The organism is Streptomyces sp. Ag109_O5-10 (assembly GCF_900105755.1).
Classification (GTDB): domain Bacteria; phylum Actinomycetota; class Actinomycetes; order Streptomycetales; family Streptomycetaceae; genus Streptomyces.
This window is the reverse complement of the sequence record NZ_FNTQ01000001.1, coordinates 1,454,114-1,475,771: the sequence shown is the minus strand read 5'-3', so window position 1 is coordinate 1,475,771 and position 21,658 is coordinate 1,454,114. Positions and strand designations below refer to the sequence as shown.

At 72.0% G+C, this 21,658-nt stretch carries 15 protein-coding genes and 1 pseudogene; 14 read left to right on the top strand and 2 right to left on the bottom strand.

From position 1 onward, the window contains the following. Positions 1 to 5: 5 nt before the first annotated feature. Positions 6 to 1,712, bottom strand: a complete 1,707-nt coding sequence (locus tag BLW82_RS06840) for a carbohydrate binding domain-containing protein (protein ID WP_093497964.1) — start codon at positions 1,710 to 1,712, stop codon at positions 6 to 8. 668 nt (positions 1,713 to 2,380) lie between these two features. Here BLW82_RS06840 and fusA point away from each other — a divergent pair. From fusA to BLW82_RS06780, 9 genes are all read left to right on the top strand, one after another. After that, positions 2,381 to 4,450, top strand: coding sequence for an elongation factor G (gene fusA / locus BLW82_RS06835; RefSeq protein ID WP_093497963.1), 2,070 nt, complete (start codon positions 2,381 to 2,383; stop codon positions 4,448 to 4,450). Positions 4,451 to 4,941: 491 nt separating this feature from the next. Then, complete coding sequence (locus tag BLW82_RS06830) at positions 4,942 to 6,258, top strand: ABC transporter substrate-binding protein (protein ID WP_093497962.1); 1,317 nt, start codon at positions 4,942 to 4,944, stop codon at positions 6,256 to 6,258. A gap of 5 nt (positions 6,259 to 6,263) precedes the next feature. After that, positions 6,264 to 7,256, top strand: coding sequence for a carbohydrate ABC transporter permease (locus BLW82_RS06825; RefSeq protein ID WP_093497961.1), 993 nt, complete (start codon positions 6,264 to 6,266; stop codon positions 7,254 to 7,256). Between the two features lie 7 nt (positions 7,257 to 7,263). After that, positions 7,264 to 8,103, top strand: coding sequence for a carbohydrate ABC transporter permease (locus BLW82_RS06820; protein WP_093497960.1), 840 nt, complete (start codon positions 7,264 to 7,266; stop codon positions 8,101 to 8,103). A gap of 38 nt (positions 8,104 to 8,141) precedes the next feature. Further along, positions 8,142 to 9,500, top strand: a complete 1,359-nt coding sequence (locus BLW82_RS06815) for a GH1 family beta-glucosidase (protein WP_093497959.1) — start codon at positions 8,142 to 8,144, stop codon at positions 9,498 to 9,500. 142 nt (positions 9,501 to 9,642) lie between these two features. Continuing rightward, positions 9,643 to 11,517 (top strand): discoidin domain-containing protein, encoded by a 1,875-nt coding sequence (locus BLW82_RS06810; protein WP_093497958.1) that lies wholly within the window; start codon positions 9,643 to 9,645, stop codon positions 11,515 to 11,517. An 825-nt stretch (positions 11,518 to 12,342) separates the two neighbouring features. Continuing rightward, on the top strand, positions 12,343 to 14,163 hold the full coding sequence (locus tag BLW82_RS06795) for an adenylyl cyclase (RefSeq protein ID WP_256215675.1): 1,821 nt from the start codon (positions 12,343 to 12,345) through the stop codon (positions 14,161 to 14,163). Between the two features lie 337 nt (positions 14,164 to 14,500). After that, entirely contained in the window at positions 14,501 to 15,187 is a 687-nt protein-coding gene (locus BLW82_RS06785; RefSeq protein ID WP_093497955.1) for a hypothetical protein, read from the top strand. 42 nt (positions 15,188 to 15,229) lie between these two features. Next, positions 15,230 to 15,970, top strand: a complete 741-nt coding sequence (locus tag BLW82_RS06780) for a YcnI family protein (protein WP_093497954.1) — start codon at positions 15,230 to 15,232, stop codon at positions 15,968 to 15,970. A gap of 72 nt (positions 15,971 to 16,042) precedes the next feature. On the opposite strand, the gene BLW82_RS06775 is transcribed toward BLW82_RS06780, so the two are convergent. Next, a complete protein-coding gene (locus BLW82_RS06775) occupies positions 16,043 to 16,846 on the bottom strand; it encodes a CDP-alcohol phosphatidyltransferase family protein (RefSeq protein ID WP_093497953.1) in 804 nt (267 codons plus the stop codon). Positions 16,847 to 16,967: 121 nt separating this feature from the next. Between BLW82_RS06775 and BLW82_RS06770 the strand changes: the two genes are divergently transcribed. The 5 genes and pseudogenes from BLW82_RS06770 to BLW82_RS06750 all read left to right on the top strand — a co-directional run. After that, positions 16,968 to 17,951, top strand: coding sequence for a zinc-dependent alcohol dehydrogenase (locus tag BLW82_RS06770; RefSeq protein ID WP_093497952.1), 984 nt, complete (start codon positions 16,968 to 16,970; stop codon positions 17,949 to 17,951). Between the two features lie 161 nt (positions 17,952 to 18,112). Next, entirely contained in the window at positions 18,113 to 18,511 is a 399-nt protein-coding gene (locus BLW82_RS06765; RefSeq protein ID WP_093497951.1) for a 6-pyruvoyl trahydropterin synthase family protein, read from the top strand. 5 nt (positions 18,512 to 18,516) lie between these two features. Further along, positions 18,517 to 19,710 carry a glycosyltransferase family 4 protein gene (locus BLW82_RS06760; RefSeq protein WP_371131477.1) on the top strand — a complete coding sequence of 398 codons (1,194 nt, stop codon included), beginning with the start codon at positions 18,517 to 18,519 and terminating at the stop codon, positions 19,708 to 19,710. Next, a complete protein-coding gene (locus BLW82_RS06755) occupies positions 19,707 to 20,729 on the top strand; it encodes a trans-aconitate methyltransferase (protein ID WP_093497949.1) in 1,023 nt (340 codons plus the stop codon). The genes BLW82_RS06760 and BLW82_RS06755 overlap by 4 nt, the downstream gene beginning before the upstream one ends. After that, positions 20,726 to 21,607 (top strand): annotated as a pseudogene (locus tag BLW82_RS06750) (YbhN family protein); the annotation flags it as partial. The gene BLW82_RS06755 and the pseudogene BLW82_RS06750, both read left to right, overlap by 4 nt. Positions 21,608 to 21,658 lie beyond the last annotated feature (51 nt).

The following is a 21,658-nucleotide window of genomic DNA, read 5'->3' as shown; positions in this document are numbered from 1 at the left end:
CGCGCTCAGCGCAGGGTGAAGTCGTCCGCGGCGACACTGGACTGGCCGTACCAGCCGTGCACGTAGACGGTGACCGCCCCGCTGCCGCCGGTGGTGAAGCTGACCGTGAGCTGGTTCCAGCTGCCGCTGTTGGACCAGGTGCTCGCGGTGGCGCCGCCGCTGACCCCGATGTAGGCGTACGGGCCCTGCACCCAGGCGGTGAGGGTGTAGGTGTGGTTGGCGGACAGGGTCACGCTCTGGTCGCACTCGCCGGTGCTGCTGGAGCTCGGCGTGACCTGCAGGCTGTGGCTGCCGCTGTGGACCGGGCCGGAGACCACCGCGCTGCCGCCCGTGCAGGTCCAGGGGCTCGGACTGCCGGTCTCGAAGCCCGCGTTGACCAGTGAGCCGCCGCCACCGCCCCCGCCGGAGGAGGTGACCGTGAGCGAGTAGGTCGCGCTGTGGCTGCCGCTCGCGGCCGTGCCGGTGACGGTGATCGGGTAGGTGCCCGCGGCCACGGACGAGCCGACCGTCGCCGTCAGCGTCGAACTGCCGCCGGACGTCACGGAGGCGGGGCTGAAGGAGAGGCCGACGCCGGAGGGCGCGCCGGAGGCGGAGAGGCTGACGGACTCGGCGCTGCCGGAGGTGACGGCCGTGCCGACGGTCGCGGTCGCCGAACCGCCCTGGGCGACCGAGGCCGAACCCGGCGACAGGGACAGCGAGAAGTCGGTGGTGGTGCCTCCTCCGCCACCACCCGTGCTGCCCTCGTAGGGCACGAACGCGTCGGTGAAGGCGAGCGTGTTCTGGCTGATCTCACTGCACGTGGAGAGCGAGTTGGCGCTGCCGCTGCACGGCTGGTCCCGGTTGGCCGACCAGAACGACAGCCGTCCGACGCCGTTCTGCGCGGCGAAGGACTCCACCGTCTGGGCGTCCGCGAGCGTGAAGGTGGAGCCGTCGTCGTTCTTGCCGATCATCGGCGTGATGCCGAGGTTGGCGTAGGTGTAACCGGAGTCCACGGACTGCATCTGCGCGAGCGTGGCCCTGGCCGCGGAGACCGCGCCCTGGCCCATCTCGGTGCCGGTGCCCGCGTAGTAGTCCATGGCCATGATGTTGACCACGTCGATCTTGATGCCCGCGGTCTTCGCGGCCTTGAGGATGTTGACGCCGTCGTTGGTCAGCCCGCTCGTCAGCACCGGCAGGGTCATGGAGAACCGGAGGTTCGGGTTGGACGCCTTGAGGTCCTTCATCGCCTGCATCTGACGGGCCGCGGCCGCGGTGTCCGCGATGGCGGCGCCCTCGACGTCGAAGTCGAGCTGGGTGACGCCGTAGTCGTTGATGATGGCCTGGTACCCGGCGTCGATGCTGCTCTGGGTCGAGCACGTCCAGGCGAGCGGCTCACCGCTCGCCCCGCCGGAGGAGATGATGACGGAGGCGCCCTCGGACTTCGCCCTGGCGATCTCGGGGTCGGTGTAGGAGTCGTTGCCGATGGGGAGCGTGTCGCCCCAGATCTGGGTGCAGCCCTCGCCGAGGACGAAGGCCGCCGTGTAGGCCTTGAGCCCGTGTCCCGTGATGGCGGTGTCGAGCAGTCCTTCCTGACCGTTCGACATGTCGACGTAGGGAGCGACGGAGTAGACGCTGCTCCCCGCGGCGCTGCCGGCCGGGGCCAGCGCGACGGTGACGCCGGTGGCCGCGAGTGCGAGCGCACACGCGGAGGCCGCGAATCTTGCCAGGTGCATGACAGTGGCCCTTTCGGGATGCCCATCGAGGGCGGGGTGGTGGGGGATGGGCCGAGATTTGGTACATACCAAACCGCCGCCGAGGCCTGTCAGTCAAGAGGACTAGACCAACTCCATACCATTCGCGAGCGGTATCGCCCGGACCCGCCTCTACGGGGCGTCGTCTCGATGGGACATGGGGCCGCCTGGCCCGTGCCGATGGCTCAAACGCGACGACGCCACCCAGCGGCGCTCCTGGCCGGCCGGCCGCGAGGTGACGGCCGAAGAGCGCGCGGCTGTCCGGGACTTGAGGGATCGGGACGGCCGGTGGAAAACCGGGTGCCGTGCCCCGCACCCCCTGCCTACACTCCTCCACTGTCACGCACCGTAGCCGCGACCGGCGGCTGCGGTGTTCTGCCGTGACGAGTCCGGACGAACGAGAGGAGAGGGCCATGCGGGACCGCACCGCCGTCGCCCCCTCCCTTCCCCGGTACGACGTGATCCTCGTGTCCCCGTCCCTCCGGTGCCCGCCGCGCGGCCGGCGCCGGACTCCGTGACGAGCGAACGGATCAGTCAACCACCGTCACACGCACCTCTTCTGATGTGCGGTCATACGTGACCGGTGGCCTTCGCCGCACGGGACATCGCGCCGCCCCTTCCGGCAACCGTCATCCGAGAGGCACCGGGCCATGCGCACCGAACTCCGCACGAACCCCGCCAACCCCCTTGCCGCCGTCCGCAACCTGGGCATCCTCGCCCACGTCGACGCCGGGAAGACCACCGTCACCGAACGTATCCTCTTCGCCACCGGCACCATCCACAGACGCGGCGAGGTCCACGACGGCACCACCGTCACCGACTTCGACCCGCAGGAACGCGACCGCGGCATCACCATCTTCGCCGCGGCCGTCAGCTGCGCCTGGGACGGTCACCGCGTCAACCTCATCGACACCCCCGGCCACGTCGACTTCGCCGACGAGGTCGAACGCTCCCTGCGCGTCCTCGACGGCGCGATCGCCGTGTTCGACGCGGTCGCCGGCGTCGAGCCGCAGAGCGAGTCGGTGTGGCGGCAGGCCGACCGGCACGGCGTTCCCAGGATCGCCTTCGTCAACAAGCTCGACCGCGCCGGCGCCGACCTCGACCGCGCCGTCGAGTCGATCCGCACCCGTCTGCACCCGGCCCCGCTCGTCGTCCAGTTGCCCATCGGCACGGAGGACGGCTTCACCGGCGTCGTCGACCTCGTGCGCAGGCGCGCGCTGGTCTGGGCGGACGACGGCGGTACGGCGACGGTGGGCCCCGTCCCGCGCGAACTGCGGGAGCCGGCGGACCGGCGCCGGCACGCGCTGGAGGAGGCGGTGGCCGCGCTGCACCCGGGCGCGCTGGACGAGTTCTGCGCGCCGCCCGGCGGGCTGTCCGACGCCACCCTGGCCGGTGCCCTGCGCGACCTCACCCTGAGCGGCGAGGGCGTCGTGGTGCTGTGCGGCTCCGCCTACCGCAACCGCGGCATCGAACCGCTCCTGGACGCGGCCGTGGCCTACCTGCCCGCGCCGTCCGAGGTCCCCGCCGTGCGCGGTACCCACCAGGGCACCGAGCAGCGGCGGCCCGCCGACCCCGAGGGGCCGTTCGCGGCGCTCGCGTTCAAGGTGACCGCGACCGCCACCGGACGCCTCACCCACGTCCGGGTCTACTCCGGCACGATCGAGAAGGGAGACACCGTGTGGGACCCGGCGACGCGCCGCACCGAACGCGTGGCGCGCATCCTCCGCGTCATGGCCGACCGGCACGAACCCCTGGACCGGGCGGTGGCCGGTGACATCGTCGCCGTCGTCGGGCTGCGGTCGGCCCGCCCCGGCGCCACGCTGTGCGCCCCGGACGCCCCGCTGCTCCTGGAACCGCCGGCCGCCGCGGAACCGGTGGTCTCGGTCGCCGTCGAGGCCCGCCGCCGTACCGACACCGGCCGGCTGGCGCAGGCGCTGGCCCGGCTGGCCGAGGAGGACCCCTCGCTGGCGGTGCGCACCGACACCGAGACCGGGCAGACCGTGCTGTCCGGGATGGGCGAACTGCACCTGGAGGTCGCGGTGGAGAAGATCCGCCGGGACGGCGGCCCCGAGGTGACGGTGGGCCGGCCGCGGGTCGCCCTGCGGGAGACCGTGGCCCGCGGGGTGACCGGCTTCGTTTACCGGCACGTCCACCAGACCGGCGGGGCGGGCCAGTTCGCGCACGTCGTCCTGGACGTCGAGGCGCTCGGGCACGAAGGCGAGTACGCGGCGGGCTTCGAGTTCCGGTCGGCGGTCACCGGCGGGCGGGTGCCGCAGGAGTACGTCCGCGCGGTCGAGGCCGGCTGCCGGGACGCCCTCGCCGAGGGGCCGCTCGGCGGGCATCCGGTCACCGGACTGCGGGTCACCCTGACCGACGGCTCGACGCACGTGAAGGACTCCTCCGACACGGCGTTCCGTACGGCGGGGCGGCTCGGTCTCCGGGAGGCCCTGCGGGCCTGCGCGATGACGCTGCTCGAGCCGGTCGCCGAGGTCACGGTCACCGTGCCCGAGGACGCGGTGGGCGGCGTGCTCGGCGACCTGGCCGCCCGGCGCGGCCGGGTCACCGGTTCCGCGGCGCGGGGCGGCGTGGCGGTGCTCACCGCCACCGTGCCGCTGGCCGAACTCTTCGGTTACGCGACCCGGCTGCGCGGCCGCACCCGGGGCCGCGGCACCTTCACCGCCCGCCCGTCGGGCCACGCACCGGCCCCGCCGGCCCGGTGACACCCGGGCGGGGGCGGGGAAGAACTCCCCGCCCCCGCCCCCGCCCCCGCCTCCGCCTCCGGTGCCGTGCTCCGGCTCTCGTCTCCGGCGGCGTCGTGCTCCACCCCGTCTCCGGCGTCGTGCTCCGCCCCCCGCCCCCTGCGTCGTGCTCCGTCCCCCCGCCTCCGCCACCCGCCGCCGCCGTCGAAACACAACCGTTGTGGAACGGCGTCCGGCCGCTCCCGGCGCAGGTCATCCGGCTTCGGCCCAGGTCACGCCGCCAGGGGTGGGCGTAGCATCGCTCCGGAACCGGCTCTTCCCCGGCCCGCCTGCACAGATGCCCGTGCCGGATGCCTTGACGAGCCAGCCTTCGGGGGATTAACTCACGTCCTAAATTAAGCCATGAGGGGCTTCGGCAGCCGAACGTCGGTCCAGGTGTCCGCAATCGCGGGCGCCGGCCTTCGCGAAGCCCTCTCGGGGTTCTCGACTCCCGGAAAGGCACAGCTGGAGCCATGCGCAGCATCCGAGCCGCGGCCGTAGGCGCCGTCACCATGTCTCTCGCCCTCGCGGCCACGGCCTGCGGTGGCGGTTCGTCCACCGGCGGCGGGTCCAACGACTCCCCGAAGACGCTCACCTACTGGGCCTCCAACCAGGGTGCCAGCATCGAGATCGACAAGAAGGTGCTCCAGCCGGAGCTCGACAAGTTCCAGAAGCAGACCGGCATCAAGGTCAAGCTGGAGGTCGTGCCCTGGTCGGACCTGCTCAACCGGATCCTGACCGCGACCACCTCGGGCCAGGGCCCCGACGTGCTGAACATCGGCAACACCTGGAGCGCCTCGCTGCAGGCGACCGGCGCGCTGCTGCCCTGGGACGCCAAGAACTTCGACAAGATCGGCGGCAAGGACCGCTTCGTCGACTCCGCGCTCGGCTCCACGGGCGCCGAGGGCAAGGACCCGGCCGCCGTGCCGCTGTACTCCATGGCGTACGCGCTCTACTACAACAAGAAGATCTTCGCCGACGCCGGCATCGCCAAGCCCCCGGCCACCTGGGACGAACTGATCGCCGACGGCAAGAAGATATCGGCGAAGGGCAAGTCGGTCCTCGGCGCCGAGGGCGGCAACGTCTCGGAGAACATCCACCACGTCTTCGTCTTCGCCAAGCAGCACGGCGCCGACTTCTTCACCGCCGACGGCAAGCCCAACTTCACCGACGACAACGTCGTGGCCGCGGTCAAGCAGTACGTCGACCTGATGGCCAAGGACAAGGTCATCCCGACCGGTGACGCCGAGTACGCGCAGAACCAGTCCGTCAGCGACTTCGCCAAGGGCAAGCAGGCCATGCTGCTGTGGCAGTCGGCCTCCTCCAACCTCAAGTCGCAGGGCATGAGCGACAGCGACTACGGTATCGCCCCGGTGCCCGTGCAGTCCGGCACCCCCGGCACCGGCACCCAGGTCAACTCGGCGGTCATGGGCATCAACATGGCCGTCTTCAAGAACACCAAGAACCTCGACGGCGCCACCAAGTTCGTGAAGTTCATGACCAGCGACGCCGAACAGAAGATCCTCAACACCGCCTACACCTCCATCCCGCCGGTCAAGTCCGTCCAGGCGGAAGCGACCTTCAGCACCCCGGCCAACGCCGTCCTGAAGGACACCCTCGCCACCAGCGCCGCGGCGCTGCCCCAGGTGGCGGCGGAGTCGCAGTTCGAGACCACCGTCGGTACGGCCGTGAAGAACCTGTTCGCCGACGCCGCCGCCGGCCGCACCATCACCACCGACACCGTCAAGGCCGAGCTGGAGAAGGCCCAGCAGCAGATGCCGGCGGCCTGAGCACCATGACGACCACCACCACCGCTGTGCAAGAACCGGCGCGGGTGAACTCCCCCGGGGCGGCGGGCGGCTCGGGCCGCCGCCCCGGGCGGATCCGCCGCATCGGACTGCCCTACCTGCTGCTCCTGCCCGCCCTGCTCCTCGAACTCCTCGTCCACCTCATCCCGATGGTCATCGGCGTCGTGATGAGCTTCAAGGAGCTCACCCAGTTCTACATCCGCGACTGGACCACCGCCCCTTGGGCCGGATTCGACAACTACAAGCTGTCGGTCGAGTTCAACGCCCCCATCGGCAAGGCCCTGCTGCACTCGTTCTTCGTCACCGTCGCCTTCACCCTGCTCTCCGTCGGCCTGTGCTGGCTGATCGGCACCGCGGCCGCGGTGTTCATGCAGGACACCTTCAAGGGCCGCGGCCTGCTGCGCGCCCTGTTCCTGGTGCCGTACGCGCTGCCCGTCTACGCGGCCGTCATCACCTGGGTGTTCATGTTCCAGCACGACAACGGCCTGGTGAACCACGTCCTGCACGACCAGCTGCACCTCACCGACCAGCCGTCCTTCTGGCTGATCGGCGACAACAGCTTCTACGCGCTGCTGATCGTGTCGGTGTGGAAGGGCTGGCCGTTCGCCTTCCTGATCGTGATGGCCGGCCTGCAGAACATCCCGCGCGAGCTGTACGAGGCGGCCGCCCTGGACGGCGCCGGCCTGTGGCAGCAGATCCGCCGCATCACCCTGCCGTCACTGCGCCCGGTCAACCAGGTGCTGGTCCTGGTCCTGTTCCTGTGGACGTTCAACGACTTCAACACGCCGTACGTGCTGTTCGGGAAGTCCGCGCCGGAGGCCGCCGACCTCATCTCGGTCCACATCTACCAGGCCTCCTTCGTCACCTGGAACTTCGGCACCGGCTCGGCGATGTCCGTGCTCCTGCTGCTATTCCTGCTGGTGGTGACCGGCGTGTACCTGGTGTTCACCTCGCGCGGACGGAGGACCTCGGATGTCTAGCTCGCCCATGGCCCCGCCGCGGTCCTTCCTCTGGTCCCGGCGGATCTTCCTCACGCTGCTCACCGGGTTCGTGCTGATCCCCGTGTACGTGATGATCTCCAGCTCGCTCAAGCCGCTCTCGGACGTCACCGGCAAGTTCCGCTGGCTGCCGAGCGGGCTGACGATCCGCCCGTACATCGACATCTGGTCGACGATCCCGCTCGCCCGGTACTTCGTGAACTCGCTGATCGTGTCGGTCGCGGCCACCGTCTGCTCGGTCGTCGTCGCGGTGTTCGCCGCCTACGCGGTGAGCCGTTACGAGTTCCGCGGCAAGCGCGTCTTCACGGTCACCGTGCTGTCCACGCAGATGTTCCCGGGCATCCTCTTCCTGCTGCCCCTGTTCCTGCTGTACGTCAACATCGGCAACGCCACCGGCATCGCCCTGTTCGGCTCCCGCGGCGGCCTGATCCTCACCTACCTGACGTTCTCGCTGCCGTTCTCGATCTGGATGCTGATCGGGTACTTCGACTCGGTCCCGCGGGACCTGGACGAGGCGGCCCTGGTGGACGGCTGCGGGCCGCTCGGCGCGCTGCTGCGGATCGTCGTACCCGCGGCGGTCCCCGGCATCGTCGCGGTCGCCGTCTACGCCTTCATGACCGCCTGGGGCGAGGTGCTGTTCGCGTCGGTGATGACCAACGACACCACCCGCACCCTGGCCGTCGGCCTCCAGGGCTACTCCACGCTCAACAACGTGTACTGGAACCAGATCATGGCCGCCTCGCTCGTGGTGAGCGTCCCCGTCGTGGCCGGCTTCCTGCTCCTCCAGCGCTACCTCGTCGCCGGGCTGACCGCGGGCGCCGTCAAGTGAACCCCCCTCATGACAAGGCCAGTTCCGAAGGGAATTTCGTGACCATCGACCTCGCCGCCCTCCCGCACGACTTCCTGTGGGGCACGGCAACCGCGGCGTACCAGATCGAGGGAGCCGTCGCCGAGGACGGCCGTGCACCCTCCATCTGGGACACCTTCTCGCACACCCCGGGGAAGATCGACAACGACGACAACGGCGACGTCGCGTGCGACCACTACCACCGCTGGCGCGAGGACATCGACCTGATGCGGCAACTGGGCGCCAACGCCTACCGGCTGTCGGTCGCCTGGCCGCGCGTGCGGCCCGGCGGCGACGGCCCGGTCAACGCCAAGGGCCTCGACTTCTACGACGAGCTGATCGACGCCCTGCTGGCGGCCGGCATCACCCCGTCGGTCACCCTCTACCACTGGGACCTGCCGCAGGCCCTCCAGGACCGGGGCGGCTGGCCCGAGCGGGCGACCGCCGAGCACTTCGCCGCGTACGCCTCCGTGGTCGCCGAACGCCTCGGTGACCGGGTCAAGCACTGGACCACCCTCAACGAGCCGTCCTGCTCCGCCTGGATCGGTCATCTGGAGGGCAAGATGGCCCCCGGCTGGACCGACCTCACGGCCGCCGTCCGGGCCTCCTACCACCTGCTCCTCGGCCACGGCCTGGCCGCCCAGGCGATCCGGGCCGCCGCGCCCGGCGCCGAGGTCGGCATCGTGAACAACCTCTCCACCGTGTTCGCCGCCTCGGACCGCCCCGAGGACGCGGCCGCCGTCCGCCGCCACGACGGGCACGTCAACCGCTGGTGGCTGGACCCGGTGCACGGCCGCGGCTTCCCGGCCGACATGGTCGAGACCTACGGCGTCGAACTCCCCGAGCGCCCCGGCGACCTGGCGACCATCGCCACCCCGCTCGACTGGCTGGGCCTGAACTACTACTTCCCGGCCTACATCGAGAACGACCCGGACGGCCCCGCGCCCTACGCCCGTTCGGTCTACCGTCCCGGCGTCCCGCGCACCGGCATGGACTGGGAGATCGACGCGAGCGGCATCGAGACGCTGCTGCTGCGCCTCACCGAGGAGTACGGCGCCCGCAAGATCTACGTGACCGAGAACGGCTCGGCCTACCCGGACGTGGTCCGCCCCGACGGCACGATCGACGACCCGGAGCGCCAGGAGTACCTGGTCGGCCACCTGGCGGCCTGCGCCTCGGCGGCCCGCAAGGGTGCCCCGCTGGCCGGCTACTTCGCCTGGTCGCTGCTGGACAACTTCGAGTGGGCGTACGGCTACGACAAGCGCTTCGGCCTGGTCCACGTCGACTACAAGACCCAGGTCCGCACCATCAAGGGCAGCGGCCACCGGTACGCGGACATCATCCGCGACCACCGGGGACAGGCCCGCCGGGCGGCCTGACACCCACCGCGGTGGGCGCGGACCAGGGGAGTGCCGCGCCCACCGCCCATACGACCCTCATGCGCACGAACAACAGGCACGGAGCTTGATCTGTCATGCCCACGACACAACCGAAGGAACCGTCAAGGCTCAGGAGACCCACATGCCGACCCGCATCCCCCGTACCGTCCTGGCCGCCCTCGCGGCAGCCGCCCTGCTGACCTCGGGCACGATCCTGGCCGCCCCGGCCTCCTCGGCCGCCACCGCCGTGACCTGGGACACCGACCGCGCGAACACCGCCTACGCCGCCAACCCGAACGCCGTCACCGCCTCCGGCTACGAGAACGCGGGCACCACCCCGGCCATGGCCTTCGACGGCAACGGCGCGACCCGCTGGTCCAGCAACTTCGCCGACACCGCGTGGATCGAGATCGACCTCGGCACCACGATCCGGATCGACAGCGTGGTCCTCGACTGGGAGGCCGCGTACGGCAAGAGGTACGTCCTGGAGGCCTCGAAGAACGGCACGGACTGGACGCCCTTCTACACCGAGACCGCGGGCACCGGCGGCTCGGTCACCGCGCACACCTACCCGCAGGAGGTCACCGGCCGCTACGTCCGGATGCGCGGCATCGAGCGCGCGACCCCCTACGGCTACTCGCTCTGGAACTTCAAGGTCTACGGCGGCGAACCGGCCCCCGCCTCCTCGACCGTCACCAACCTCGCCCTGAACCACCCCGCGTACTCCAACCTCTACCAGCACGCGGGCAACTCACCGGCGTTCGCCACCGACGGCGGCTGGCCTGCGGACCTGAAGGGCGACTCCACCCGCTGGTCCAGCGACTGGAACGCCGACCGCTGGATCTCCGTCGACCTGGGCGCCCGGTCCACGATCTCCTCCGTGGATCTCTACTGGGAGTCGGCGTACGCCGTCGACTACCTCCTCCAGGTCTCCGACGACAACACCAACTGGCGCACGGTGTACGAGCCGTCGGCCGCGGCCATCGCCTCCCGCCGCGCGAACGTCGCCGCTCCCGGGGACGCGGTGGGCCTGCACGACACCGTCACCCTCTCCTCGCCGGCCACCGGGCGCTACGTCCGCATGCTCGGCAAGGAGCGCCGCAGCTTCTACAACCCGGCTCCCTACACCGCGCAGTTCGGCTACTCCCTCTACGAGTTCCAGGTCTGGGGCACCGGCGGCAGCGCCTCGGCCGCCTATCCGGCCCTTCCCGGCGACCAGTCCGGCACCTACCAGACGACGTTCTTCGACGACTTCACCGGCTCCGCGCTCGACCGCTCCAAGTGGCGGGTCGTGCGCACCGGCACCGAGATGGGCTCGGTCAACGGCGAGGCCCAGGCGTACGTCGACTCGCCCGACAACATCCGGACCCAGAACGGCGAGCTGGTCCTCAAGGCGAAGTACTGCAAGGGCTGCACCCAGGCGGGTGGCGGCACCTACGACTTCACCTCGGGCCGCATCGACACCAACACCCACTTCGACTTCACCTACGGCAAGGTCAGCGCCCGCATGAAGCTCCCGGTGGGCGACGGCTTCTGGCCCGCCTTCTGGCTGCTCGGCAGCAACGTCGACGACCCGTCCGTCTCCTGGCCCGCCTCCGGCGAGACCGACATCATGGAGAACATCGGCTACCCGACTTGGACCAGCACCGCCCTGCACGGCCCCGGCTACTCCGCCGACGGCAACATCGGTGCCCGCCAGACCTTCCCCAACGGCGGCACCGTCGACCAGTGGCACACCTACGCGGTCGAGTGGACGCCGACGGCGATGCGCTTCTACGTCGATGACACCCTGGTCCAGGAGACGACCCGCAACGTCCTGGAGTCGACCCGCGGGCAGTGGGTCTACGACCACAACCAGTACGTCATCCTCAACCTCGCCCTCGGCGGCGCCTACCCCGCCGGCTGGAACCAGGCCACCACGCCCTACTGGGGCCTCCCGCAGTCCAGCGTGGACAAGATCGCGGCCGGCGGAGTGCAGGCGGAGGTGGACTGGGTGCGGGTGGAGCAGAAGAGGTAGCCGGCATTATGTGCGCTGCCGCCTAACGGTTGTCACCTGTAGCGCGGCGGCAGTCACCGGTTGTGGACATTGTGTGCGCGGGAGAACACCAGCAATTGGGGGACTGCATGGGCCTGTCGTCCAAGCCGCCAAGTCGACGCACCAGCCCCTCTGTCTCCTGGACGGCCGGCAGAGGCAGACGTCCCTCACATGGGTGTACGAACCGAAGTCCAAGGCCGGTGGCCGCCTCATTGATCCGCGCTTCGACGTGCGTACGGAGGAGTCCGGCAATCCGAACTTCGGTGCATGGATGCAGTGTCTGCCGCCAACCCCCGCGCGAGCAGCAGCATGCCGATGTCACGGCGCAGTTCGACGGCGTCCTCGCTCATGTCGCCGTCGGCGGACCGTATGACGTCGAGGACGCCGTGCAGCCCGGCCGGCGCCTCGGTCACCTGGCCGAGCTCACCCCGGCAACGGGCCGCTTGGGCCCGGCTGTCCCAATCGTCCTCGTCGCCGGGGCCGCCGACCCGTGCGTAGGCGGCGGCGAGCGCCTCGAACTCCGGCAGCGCGGCCCGGTGGTCCCAGGCTGGCCGCCGGCTTACGACAAGGCCGAGTCCAACCCGTACGACGCCTACCAGGACGCGGCTGCGGGTTCCGTGCGTCCGGCCGGGCCCGGGGCACCGGCCTGCAGACGCGCCAACTCGTCGCGCGGGACGCCCTGTTATTGGTGCAGACTTATTGACGCTGCTTACCGGCGATGATTCACTCCGTGGCTGAGAGCGCTCTCTCGCGGTTGGGGACCAGCCGCGTCCCGTTTGCCCACCACTTTCAGGGAGAGCCGTGTCCGTGATTCCCTCTCGCCGTGCCGTGCTCCGTGGGGCCGCGGCCGCTGCCGCAGCGGTGCCGCTGGCCGGCGCAACCGCAGGATCCGCCTTCGCGTCGTCCTCCGCCTCCGCCGGGGCGGGCGGCCACGGCGACGCCGGCCACGGTACGGCCGGTCTGGGACCCAACGTCCTGGTCTTCGACACCTCGATGGGCGACGCGGCGATCCAGGCGCAGATCGACGCCGTGTTCGCCGTCCAGCAGTCCAACCAGTTCGGCACCGAGCGGTACGCCCTGGCGTTCCAGCCGGGCACGTACAACGTCGAGATCAACGTCGGCTTCTACACCCACGTACTGGGGCTCGGCGCCAGCCCCGAGGACGTCGTCATCAACGGCCATGTCACCGTCGACGCCCAGTGGTTCGGCGGCAACGGCACCCAGGACTTCTGGCGGGCCGCCGAGAACCTGACCATCGTCCCGCCGGACGGGCTGGAGCGCTGGGCCGTCGCCCAGGCCGGCCCGATGCGCCGCGTCCACGTCAAGGGCAACATGATCCTCATGCCGAGCCCGCCCGGCAACGGCTGGTCCAGCGGCGGCTTCCTGGCCGACAGCGTGGTGGACGGCCAGATCAACTCCGGCTCGCAGCAGCAGTGGCTGTCCCGCAACGACACCATCGGCAGCTGGACCGGCGCCAACTGGAACATGGTCTTCGTCGGCGTCCAGGGCGCACCCGCCACGTCCTTCCCGACGCCGCCGTACACGACCGTCGACCGCACCCCGGTGGTCCGGGAGAAGCCGTTCCTGACCGTCGACCGACGCGGGGCCTACCACGTCTTCGTGCCCGCGCTGCGCCGCGACAGCACCGGCACCTCCTGGGCCGCCGGGCCGGCCGCCGGCCACAGCATCCCGCTGACCGAGTTCCACGTCGCCCGGCCGGGAGACTCCGCCGCGAGCATCAACGCGGCGCTCGCCCGTGGCAAGCACCTCCTGCTCACCCCGGGCATCTACCCGCTGTCCGCACCACTGCGGATCTCCCGGCCCGGCACCGTCGTGCTCGGCCTCGGCCTGCCCACCCTCCAGGCCGTCAAGGGCAACTCGCTCATCGAGGTCGCCGACATCGGTGACGTCTCCGTGGCCGGCGTGATCCTCGAGGCCGCCTCCGCCGATTCCCCCGTGCTGCTGCGCGTAGGCGACGGCCACAGCCGCAGGAACCACGCGCACCGCCCCACCGCGCTCTTCGACGTCTTCCCGCGCATCGGCGGCGCCGTCCCCGGCGGCACCCGGGTCAGCATCCAGATCGACAGCAACGACGTGATCGTCGACCACGTCTGGGCCTGGCGCGCCGACCACGGCCTCGACGGCACGGTGGGCTGGTCGGTCAACCCCGCGGGCGTCGGCTTCCTCGTCAACGGCGACCGGGTCACCACCTACGGTCTGTTCGTCGAGCACCACCAGAACTACGAGGTGCTCTGGAACGGCAACCACGGCCGCACCTACTTCTTCCAGAACGAGCACCCCTACGACGTCCCGACGCAGTCGGCCTGGAGACACGGCAACACCAACGGCTTCGCCGCCTACAAGGTCGGCGACCACGTCACCGAGCACCACGCCTGGGGCCTGGGCAGCTACGCCTACTTCGACCTCAACGCGAACATCTACACCGACCGCGCCTACGAAGTCCCCGACACCCCGGGCGTCGTCTTCACCTCGCTGATGACCGTCTGCCTCAACGGGGCGGGCGGCGGCGGCATCCTGCACTGCGTCAACAACGCCGGCGACCCCGTGGAGAACGGCTTCGGAACCTACAACATGAAGTCCTACTCGAACGGCGTCGGCCTGGTCTGACCTGCCCCGGAGGCAGTGACGCTCACAGGGCGCACTCCGCCCACACCGTCTTGCCGGGACCGCCGTCGGCACGGGGACTCCAGCCTCAGGGGTGGGCCAGGGCCTCGACGAGCAGGGGGCCGCGCCCGCGGTGACGTGTCCGTGGCGCACGGCGTTGGCACACAGCTCGGCCGCGACGAGCGTGACGACGTCGTGCGCGTCGCTGCCGTACGGGATGCCCCAGGTGTCGAGCCCCCCCGCACAGCAGGCCGAGGCCGTCGCACAGCAAAATCCGGGTCATGAGTGAACGGGGCGTCCATGTGCCCCGTACCACCCCACCGTGGGAGGATCGCTCACGATGAGTGCGTCGCCGGCGGTACGGAGCCTGCGGGCCGCGGTGTTCGCCGCGGTGTGCGTGCTGCTGGCTGCCGCCGGGCACGGCCTCGCCATGGGCGACCTGCCGCCGCTGTGGGCCGACGCGGCCGCCTTCGTGGCCGTGTTCACGCTCGGCCGGCCTCTCGCGGGGCGGGAGCGCGGACTGCCGGAGATCGGCGTCGGCATGCTGCTCACCCAGGCCGGTCTGCACTTCGGCTTCGACGCGGCCCGCGCTGTCACCCCGGCTGCTCCCACGACCGCCACGGCCATGTCCCCCATGAGCATGCACGGCCATGCCATGGCAGGTATGGCCGGCATGGCCGGCATGGCGGGCATGACCGGTACGGCCGGTGGGCGTGCGGTGGTGCAGCATCCGCACGTCCCCGTCCTGACCGCCCACGCCACCCTCGCCCACGTCGTCGCCGCGCTCGTCGCCTCCTGGTGGCTGTGGCGCGGCGAGGCCGCGCTGTGGTCGCTGCTGCGGCGGACCGCCGCGCTCGTCCCCGGTCTGACCGCATGGTGGCACGACGCCCCGCTGCCCGCCCCGGCCGGCGGCCCCCGCCTGGCCGCGGCCCGCCCGATACGGCCCCGCCCGCTGCTCGCGCTGCGGCACGCGGTGAGCCGCCGCGGGCCCCCGATCTCGATCCCGTACCCGGTCCGACACCCGTAAGACCCTCGAACAGACCTCACTCGTACGGAGATCGACTCACTCATGTCCAGCACCCGGCTCACCCTCCGCCGCGCCGCCACCGTCACCGCGCTGACCGCCGCCTCGGTCCTGGCCGCCGCCGGTATCGCCGCCGCGCACGTCACCGTCCACCCCGAGAGCTACGCCAAGGGCGCCACCGACGGCGTGCTGACCTTCCGCGTGCCCAACGAGGAGGACACCGCCTCCACCACCAAGGTCCAGGTCTACCTGCCCACCGACCACCCGGTCCTGGGCGTCCTCGTCACCCCGCACGACGGCTGGACCGCCAAGGTGACCACCACCAAGCTCAAGACGCCGGTGAAGACCGACGACGGCACCATCACCGAGGCCGCCTCGGAGATCACCTGGACCGGCGGCAAGATCGGCGCCGGCCAGTTCGAGGACTTCGACGTCGCCTTCGGGCAACTGCCCGAGGACACCGACCAGCTGGCCTTCAAGACCCTGCAGACGTACTCCGACGGCAAGGTCGTGCGCTGGATCGAGGAGGCGCAGAGCGGCGACGACGAGCCGGAGAACCCGGCGCCGACGCTCAAGCTCACCGCGGCGGGCGACGACTCCGCGGGCGACGACTCCGCCGCGTCGGCCGCACCGGCCGCCAAGACCGGCGGCACGGCGACCACCACGGCCGCTGACTCCAGCGACTCCACCGCCCGCGGCCTCGGCATCGCGGGCCTGATCGTCGGCGTCCTGGGCCTGGCGGCGGCCGCGTTCGCCGTCGTACGGACGCGGGGCGCGAAGTCGTAGGCCGACGCCCGCGGGCGGACGCGGAAGGGGCCCGGACCGGTGAACGGTCCGGGCCCCTTCCGCGTGCTGGGTTCAGCGCACCGCCAGTTCCAGGAGCTCCAGCTCCTCGGCGGAGTCCGGCACCCGCTCCGCCGCGGCCGCGGGCACCGCCATCAGGGAAGCCGGCCGCGCGTTGCGCCACAGCCACCGCACGTCCCGGCCGAAGGACCACACCAGGGAGCCGAGCGCCAGCAGCACCACGCCCAGGTCGGCCAGGTACGGCAGCAGGTCCGCGCCGGCAAGCAGCAGGCAGATGCCCTGCATCGCGGCGACCGTCTTGCGGGCCATGGAGTGCGGCAGCGGGGCGTTCAGCCAGGGCGCGAGCTTCGCCGCCGCGACGAACGCGTAGCGCATCCCGCCGATCAGCAGAACCCAGGGCCCGAGCCGCGTGGACACGTACACGCTCAGCACCAGGATCAGGAACGCGTCGACCTCCATGTCGAAGCGGGCGCCCAGCGCGGTCGACGTACCCGTCCTCCGGGCCACCTTGCCGTCCACGCCGTCGAGGATCAGGGCCACGGCCGTCAGGCCGACCAGCAGGGTGACCGGCGGGGAGCTCTCGAAGGAGTCGGCGACCAGGGCCGTCACGCCGCCGACCAGGATCGCGCGGCCGAGGGTCACCCGGTTGGCGGGGCCGAAGGAGCGCGGCCGGGTGCGGTGCAGGGCCCGGGAGAGCACCGCCCAGGTGGCTATCGCGAACGCGAGACCCGTAAGCCAGCCGGCCGGCCCCATGCCGATCGCCGTCCCGAGCAGGGCCAGCAACAGGACCTGTACGCCCGCTCCCACAGCGGTCTCCTGCTGGACCAGCCTGGCTTCGTAAGTGTTGTTCAGGGCCACCGCACGTCCTCCGGCCGAGTGACAGAGTCGATCAACGCCGCGTACTGTGCGCGGCCTGTGCACTTCTCGCTGTGCACAACTCCGTACGTGAACCACTTCCCGATCGTTCAGGAGGATGCCGATGAACTCCTCGGCCCGCGCGTTCTGGCTCCGCTCCCCGGGCCACGGAGAGCTGCGTGACGTCACCCTCGCGGAGCCCGGCGAGGGCGAGGTGCTGGTGCGCGCGCTGTACTCGGGAGTCAGCCGGGGCACGGAGACACTGGTGTTCCGTGGCGGGGTGCCGGAGAGCCAGCACGACGTGATGCGGGCGCCCTTCCAGGAGGGCGACTTCCCCGGCCCGGTGAAGTACGGCTACCTCAGCGTCGGCGTCGTGGAGCGGGGCCCCGGTGGGCTGGTCGGGCGTACGGTCTTCTGCCTGTATCCGCATCAGACGCGTTACGTCGTTCCGGTGAGCGCGGTGACGGTGGTACCGGAGCGGGTCCCCCCGGCACGCGCGGTCCTCGCGGGCACGGTCGAGACCGCCGTGAACGCCCTCTGGGACGCGGCGCCGCTGCTCGGGGACCGGATCGCGGTCATCGGCGGCGGCATGGTCGGCTGCTCGGTCGCCGCCCTGCTCGCCCGCTTCCCCGGCGTGCGGCTCCAGCTGGTCGACGCCGACCCGGCACGGGCCAAGACCGCCGAGGCCCTCGGCGTGGACTTCGCGGCCCCCGAGGACGCCCTCGGGGAGTGCGACCTGGTCGTGCACGCCAGCGCCACCGAGCAGGGCCTCACCCGCGCCCTGGAACTCCTCGCCCGGGAGGGCACGGTCCTCGACCTGAGCTGGTACGGCGACCGGCGGATCGCCCTTCCGCTCGGCGAGGCCTTCCACTCCCGCCGGCTCACCGTGCGCAGCAGCCAGGTCGGCACCGTCTCCCCGGCCGCCCGGGCCGGCCGCACCTACGCCGACCGGCTCACCCTGGCCCTGGACCTGCTGGCCGATCCGGCGCTGGACGCCCTCATCACGGGGGAAAGCGCGTTCGAGGAGTTGCCGGAGGTGCTTCCGAGGCTCGCCTCCGGGGAGCTTCCGGCCCTCTGTCACCGGGTCCGCTACGGCGACAACGGCTGACGGAGAGTCCAATAACGGCCGGTGCGGGCCGCCAAGAGGTCCTGACCTGAGAAAAGAGTGAGAGTGGACTGAACACGGGGAAGCCGAGAGCCGTACTAAGGGCATCCCCCCGGCAGGGATCAGCCGGGGGACCAGACGCGCCGCACCTGGAGGGTCGTCCGTTGTTCAGCATCACCGTCCGCGATCACATCATGATCGCCCACAGCTTCCGCGGCGAGGTGTTCGGGCCCGCGCAGCGACTGCACGGCGCCACGTTCCTGGTGGACGCCACCTTCCGCCGTGAGCAGCTGGACGACGACAACATCGTCGTCGACATCGGTCTTGCCACCCAGGAACTCGGCGCCGTGGTCAGCGAGCTGAACTACAGAAACCTGGACAACGAGCCCGACTTCGCCGGGATCAACACCTCCACGGAGTTCCTCGCGAAGGTCATCGCCGACCGGCTCGCCGAGCGCATCGAGAAGGGCGCGCTCGGCGAGGGCGCCCGGGGCCTCGCCGGACTGACCGTCACCCTCCACGAGTCGCACGTCGCCTGGGCGAGTTACGAGCGTGCCCTGTGACTGACATGGCCATCGGCCGCCCGTCGGCCCTCACCTACGTGCCCGCGCAGCGCGCAGGCACCACCGACAGCAAGGCTCCGGCGAGCATCGGGATCCTCCCCATGTCCCTGCGCAACGTGCACTTCGTCATGCCCGGCGGCGTCGACGACCAGGCCAACCCGAGCGGCGGCAACGCCTACGACCGGCGGGTCTGCCTCGACCTCCCCGGCTTCGGCTGGCAGGTCACCAGGCACGCGGTGCCCGGCTCCTGGCCGCGCCCCGGCACCGCCGACCGCGACGCGCTCGCGCGCACCCTGCGGGAACTGCCCGACGGCACGGTCGTCCTCCTGGACGGCCTGGTCGCCTGCGGGGTCCCGGAGGTCGTCGTACCCGAGACGGAACGGCTGCGGCTCGCCGTCCTCGTGCACCTCCCGCTCGGCGCCGAGACCGGGCTCGACGCGGCCGTCGCCGCCGACCTGGACGCCCGCGAGCGGACGGTGCTGCGCGCCGTACCGGCCGTGATCGCGACCAGCGACTGGGCGGTGCGGCGGCTGGTCTCGCACCACGGCCTGCCACCCGAACGGGTGCACGTGGCAGCACCGGGTGCCGACATCGCCCCGCTGGCCGGCGGCACCGACGGCGTCTCGCACCTGCTGTGCGTCGCCGCCGTCACCCCGCGCAAGGGCCAGCACCGGCTCATCGAGGCGCTCGCGGCCGTCCGGGACCTGCCGTGGACCTGCACCTGCGTCGGCGGTCTCGACACCGCTCCCGAGTACGTCGCCCACCTGCGGTCGCTGATCGCCGAGCACGGGCTGACGGACCGCCTGCACCTCGCGGGCCCGCGGGCCGGCGCCGACCTGGACGCCAGTTACGCGGCCGCCGACCTGATGGTGCTCACCTCGTACGCCGAGACCTACGGCATGGCCGTCACCGAGGCCCTCGCCCGTGGCATCCCGGTGCTCGCGACCGACGTCGGCGGCCTGCCGGAAGCGGTCGGCCGGGCCCCCGACGGCGGGGTACCCGGCATCCTCGTGCCGCCGGAGGACCCCGCCGCGCTCGCCGCCGAACTGCGCGGCTGGTTCGGCGAGGCGGACGTACGCCGCCGTCTCAAGGCCGCCGCCCGCGGCCGTCGGGCGGCGCTCGACGGCTGGGCGACCACCGCCCGCAGCCTCGCCGGAGTCCTGCTGCGGCTCCCTGACGAACCCCGGAGGGCGGCATGACCAGCGAGACCACGACCACTGCTCCGGTCGGCGCGATACCCGCGCAGCCGGGACCGACGGATGTTACGGATGCAGGTGTGGGACGAGAACGCGAACAGACGCCGTCCGAGGTGATACCCGGCGCCGGCCCCGCCGCCCGGCCGGGCGAGCGGGCCACCGTACGGCTGCGCGAGACCGGGCCCGAGGAACCGCCGCGGTACGCGCCCGAGTGGCTGGAGCTGCGGGAGAGCGCGGACGCGGCCGCCCGGGCGGACGACCTGCTGGACCCGCTGCGGATCCGGCTGGCCAACCTGCCCGGCAAGGCGGGCGGGATCGTCGTGCACGACCTGGGCTGCGGCACCGGCTCGATGGGCCGCTGGCTCGCCCCCCGCCTCGACGGCCCCCAGCACTGGATCCTGCACGACCGCGACCCCTACCTGCTGCACTTCGCCGCCGTCGCCTCGCCCCGCGCGGCCGCCGACGGCAGCCGGGTCACCGTGGAGACCCGGCGCGGCGACATCGGCCGGCTCACCCCCGACGCGCTGATCGGCGCCTCCCTGGTGACCGCCTCCGCGCTCCTCGACGTCCTCACCCGGGAGGAGGTCGACATCCTCGCCGAGGCCTGCACCGGGGCCGGCTGCCCCGCGCTGCTCACCCTCTCGGTCGCCGGGCGGGTCGAACTGGCCCCCGCCCACCCGCTGGACGCCGAGCTCGCCGACGCCTTCAACGCCCACCAGCGGCGCGGCGGCCTGCTCGGCCCGGACGCGGTCACCGCCGCCTGTGAGGCGTTCTCCGACCGGGGCGCCACCGTGAAGCTGCACCCCAGCGCGTGGCGGCTCGGTCCCGACGCGAAGGCGCTCACCGAGCAGTGGCTGCGCGGCTGGGTCGGCGCCGCGGTCGAGGAACGCCCCGAGCTGGCCGCGCGCGCCGACGCCTACCTGGCCGAGCGGCTCGCCGCCAACGCGGCCGGCGAACTGCGGGTCGTCGTGCACCACAGTGACCTGCTCGCGCTCGCCCGGCCGATCGGAGGCACCTCATGAGCACCCCGACCCTGGTCCGGGAGACCGCGCCCGTCGCCCCGCTCGCCGTGCCCCGGCGCCTCAACCTCCGCGCCGTCCGCACCCACCTGGGCACCGCCGCCGGAGCCGCCATCATCGCCGTGCTGCTGTGGCGGCTGGGCACCGGGGTCTTCCTCGAGGGACTGCGCCGGATCGACACCCCGACCCTGGTCGCCGGCCTGGTGATCGGCGCGGTCACGACCGTACTGAGCGCCTGGCGCTGGCAGTTGGTCGCCCGCAGCCTCGGCCTGCGGCTGCCGCTCGGCCCCGCCGTCGGCGACTACTACCGGGCCCTGTTCCTGAACGCGGCCCTGCCCGGCGGAGTCCTCGGCGACGTGCACCGGGCCGTCCGGCACGGGCAGAGCGAGGGCGACATCGGCCGCGGGGTGCGCGCCGTCGTCCTCGAACGCGCCGCCGGACAGATCGCGTTGACGGCGTTCGGCGCGACGGCGCTGCTGATCCTGCCCTCGCCGGTCCGCGACGAGGTGCGCAGCTTCGCCCCGCTGGCGGCGGCCGGGCTGGTCGGCGCCTGCGCGATCGTGCTCGCCGTCCGCATGAACAAGGCTCCGGGCAAGCGCGCCGGCGCCCTGCGGGCCACCCTCGGCGAGGCCCGCCGCGCGCTGCTGTCGCGGCGGAACGCGCCGGGCGTCGCGCTGTCCTCGGCGGTCATCCTCGCCGGGCACGTCGGGATGTTCGTGGTGGCCGCCCGGGTCGCCGGCTCGGCGGCCTCCGTGGCGGTCCTCGTCCCGATCTCCGTCCTCGCCCTGGTCGCGATGGGCCTGCCGCTGAACGTCGGCGGCTGGGGCCCCCGGGAGGGCGTCACCGCCTGGGCGTTCGCCGCGGCCGGCCTCGGCGCGGACAGCGGGCTCGCCACCGCCGTGGTCTACGGCGTCCTCAGCTTCGTGGCGGCC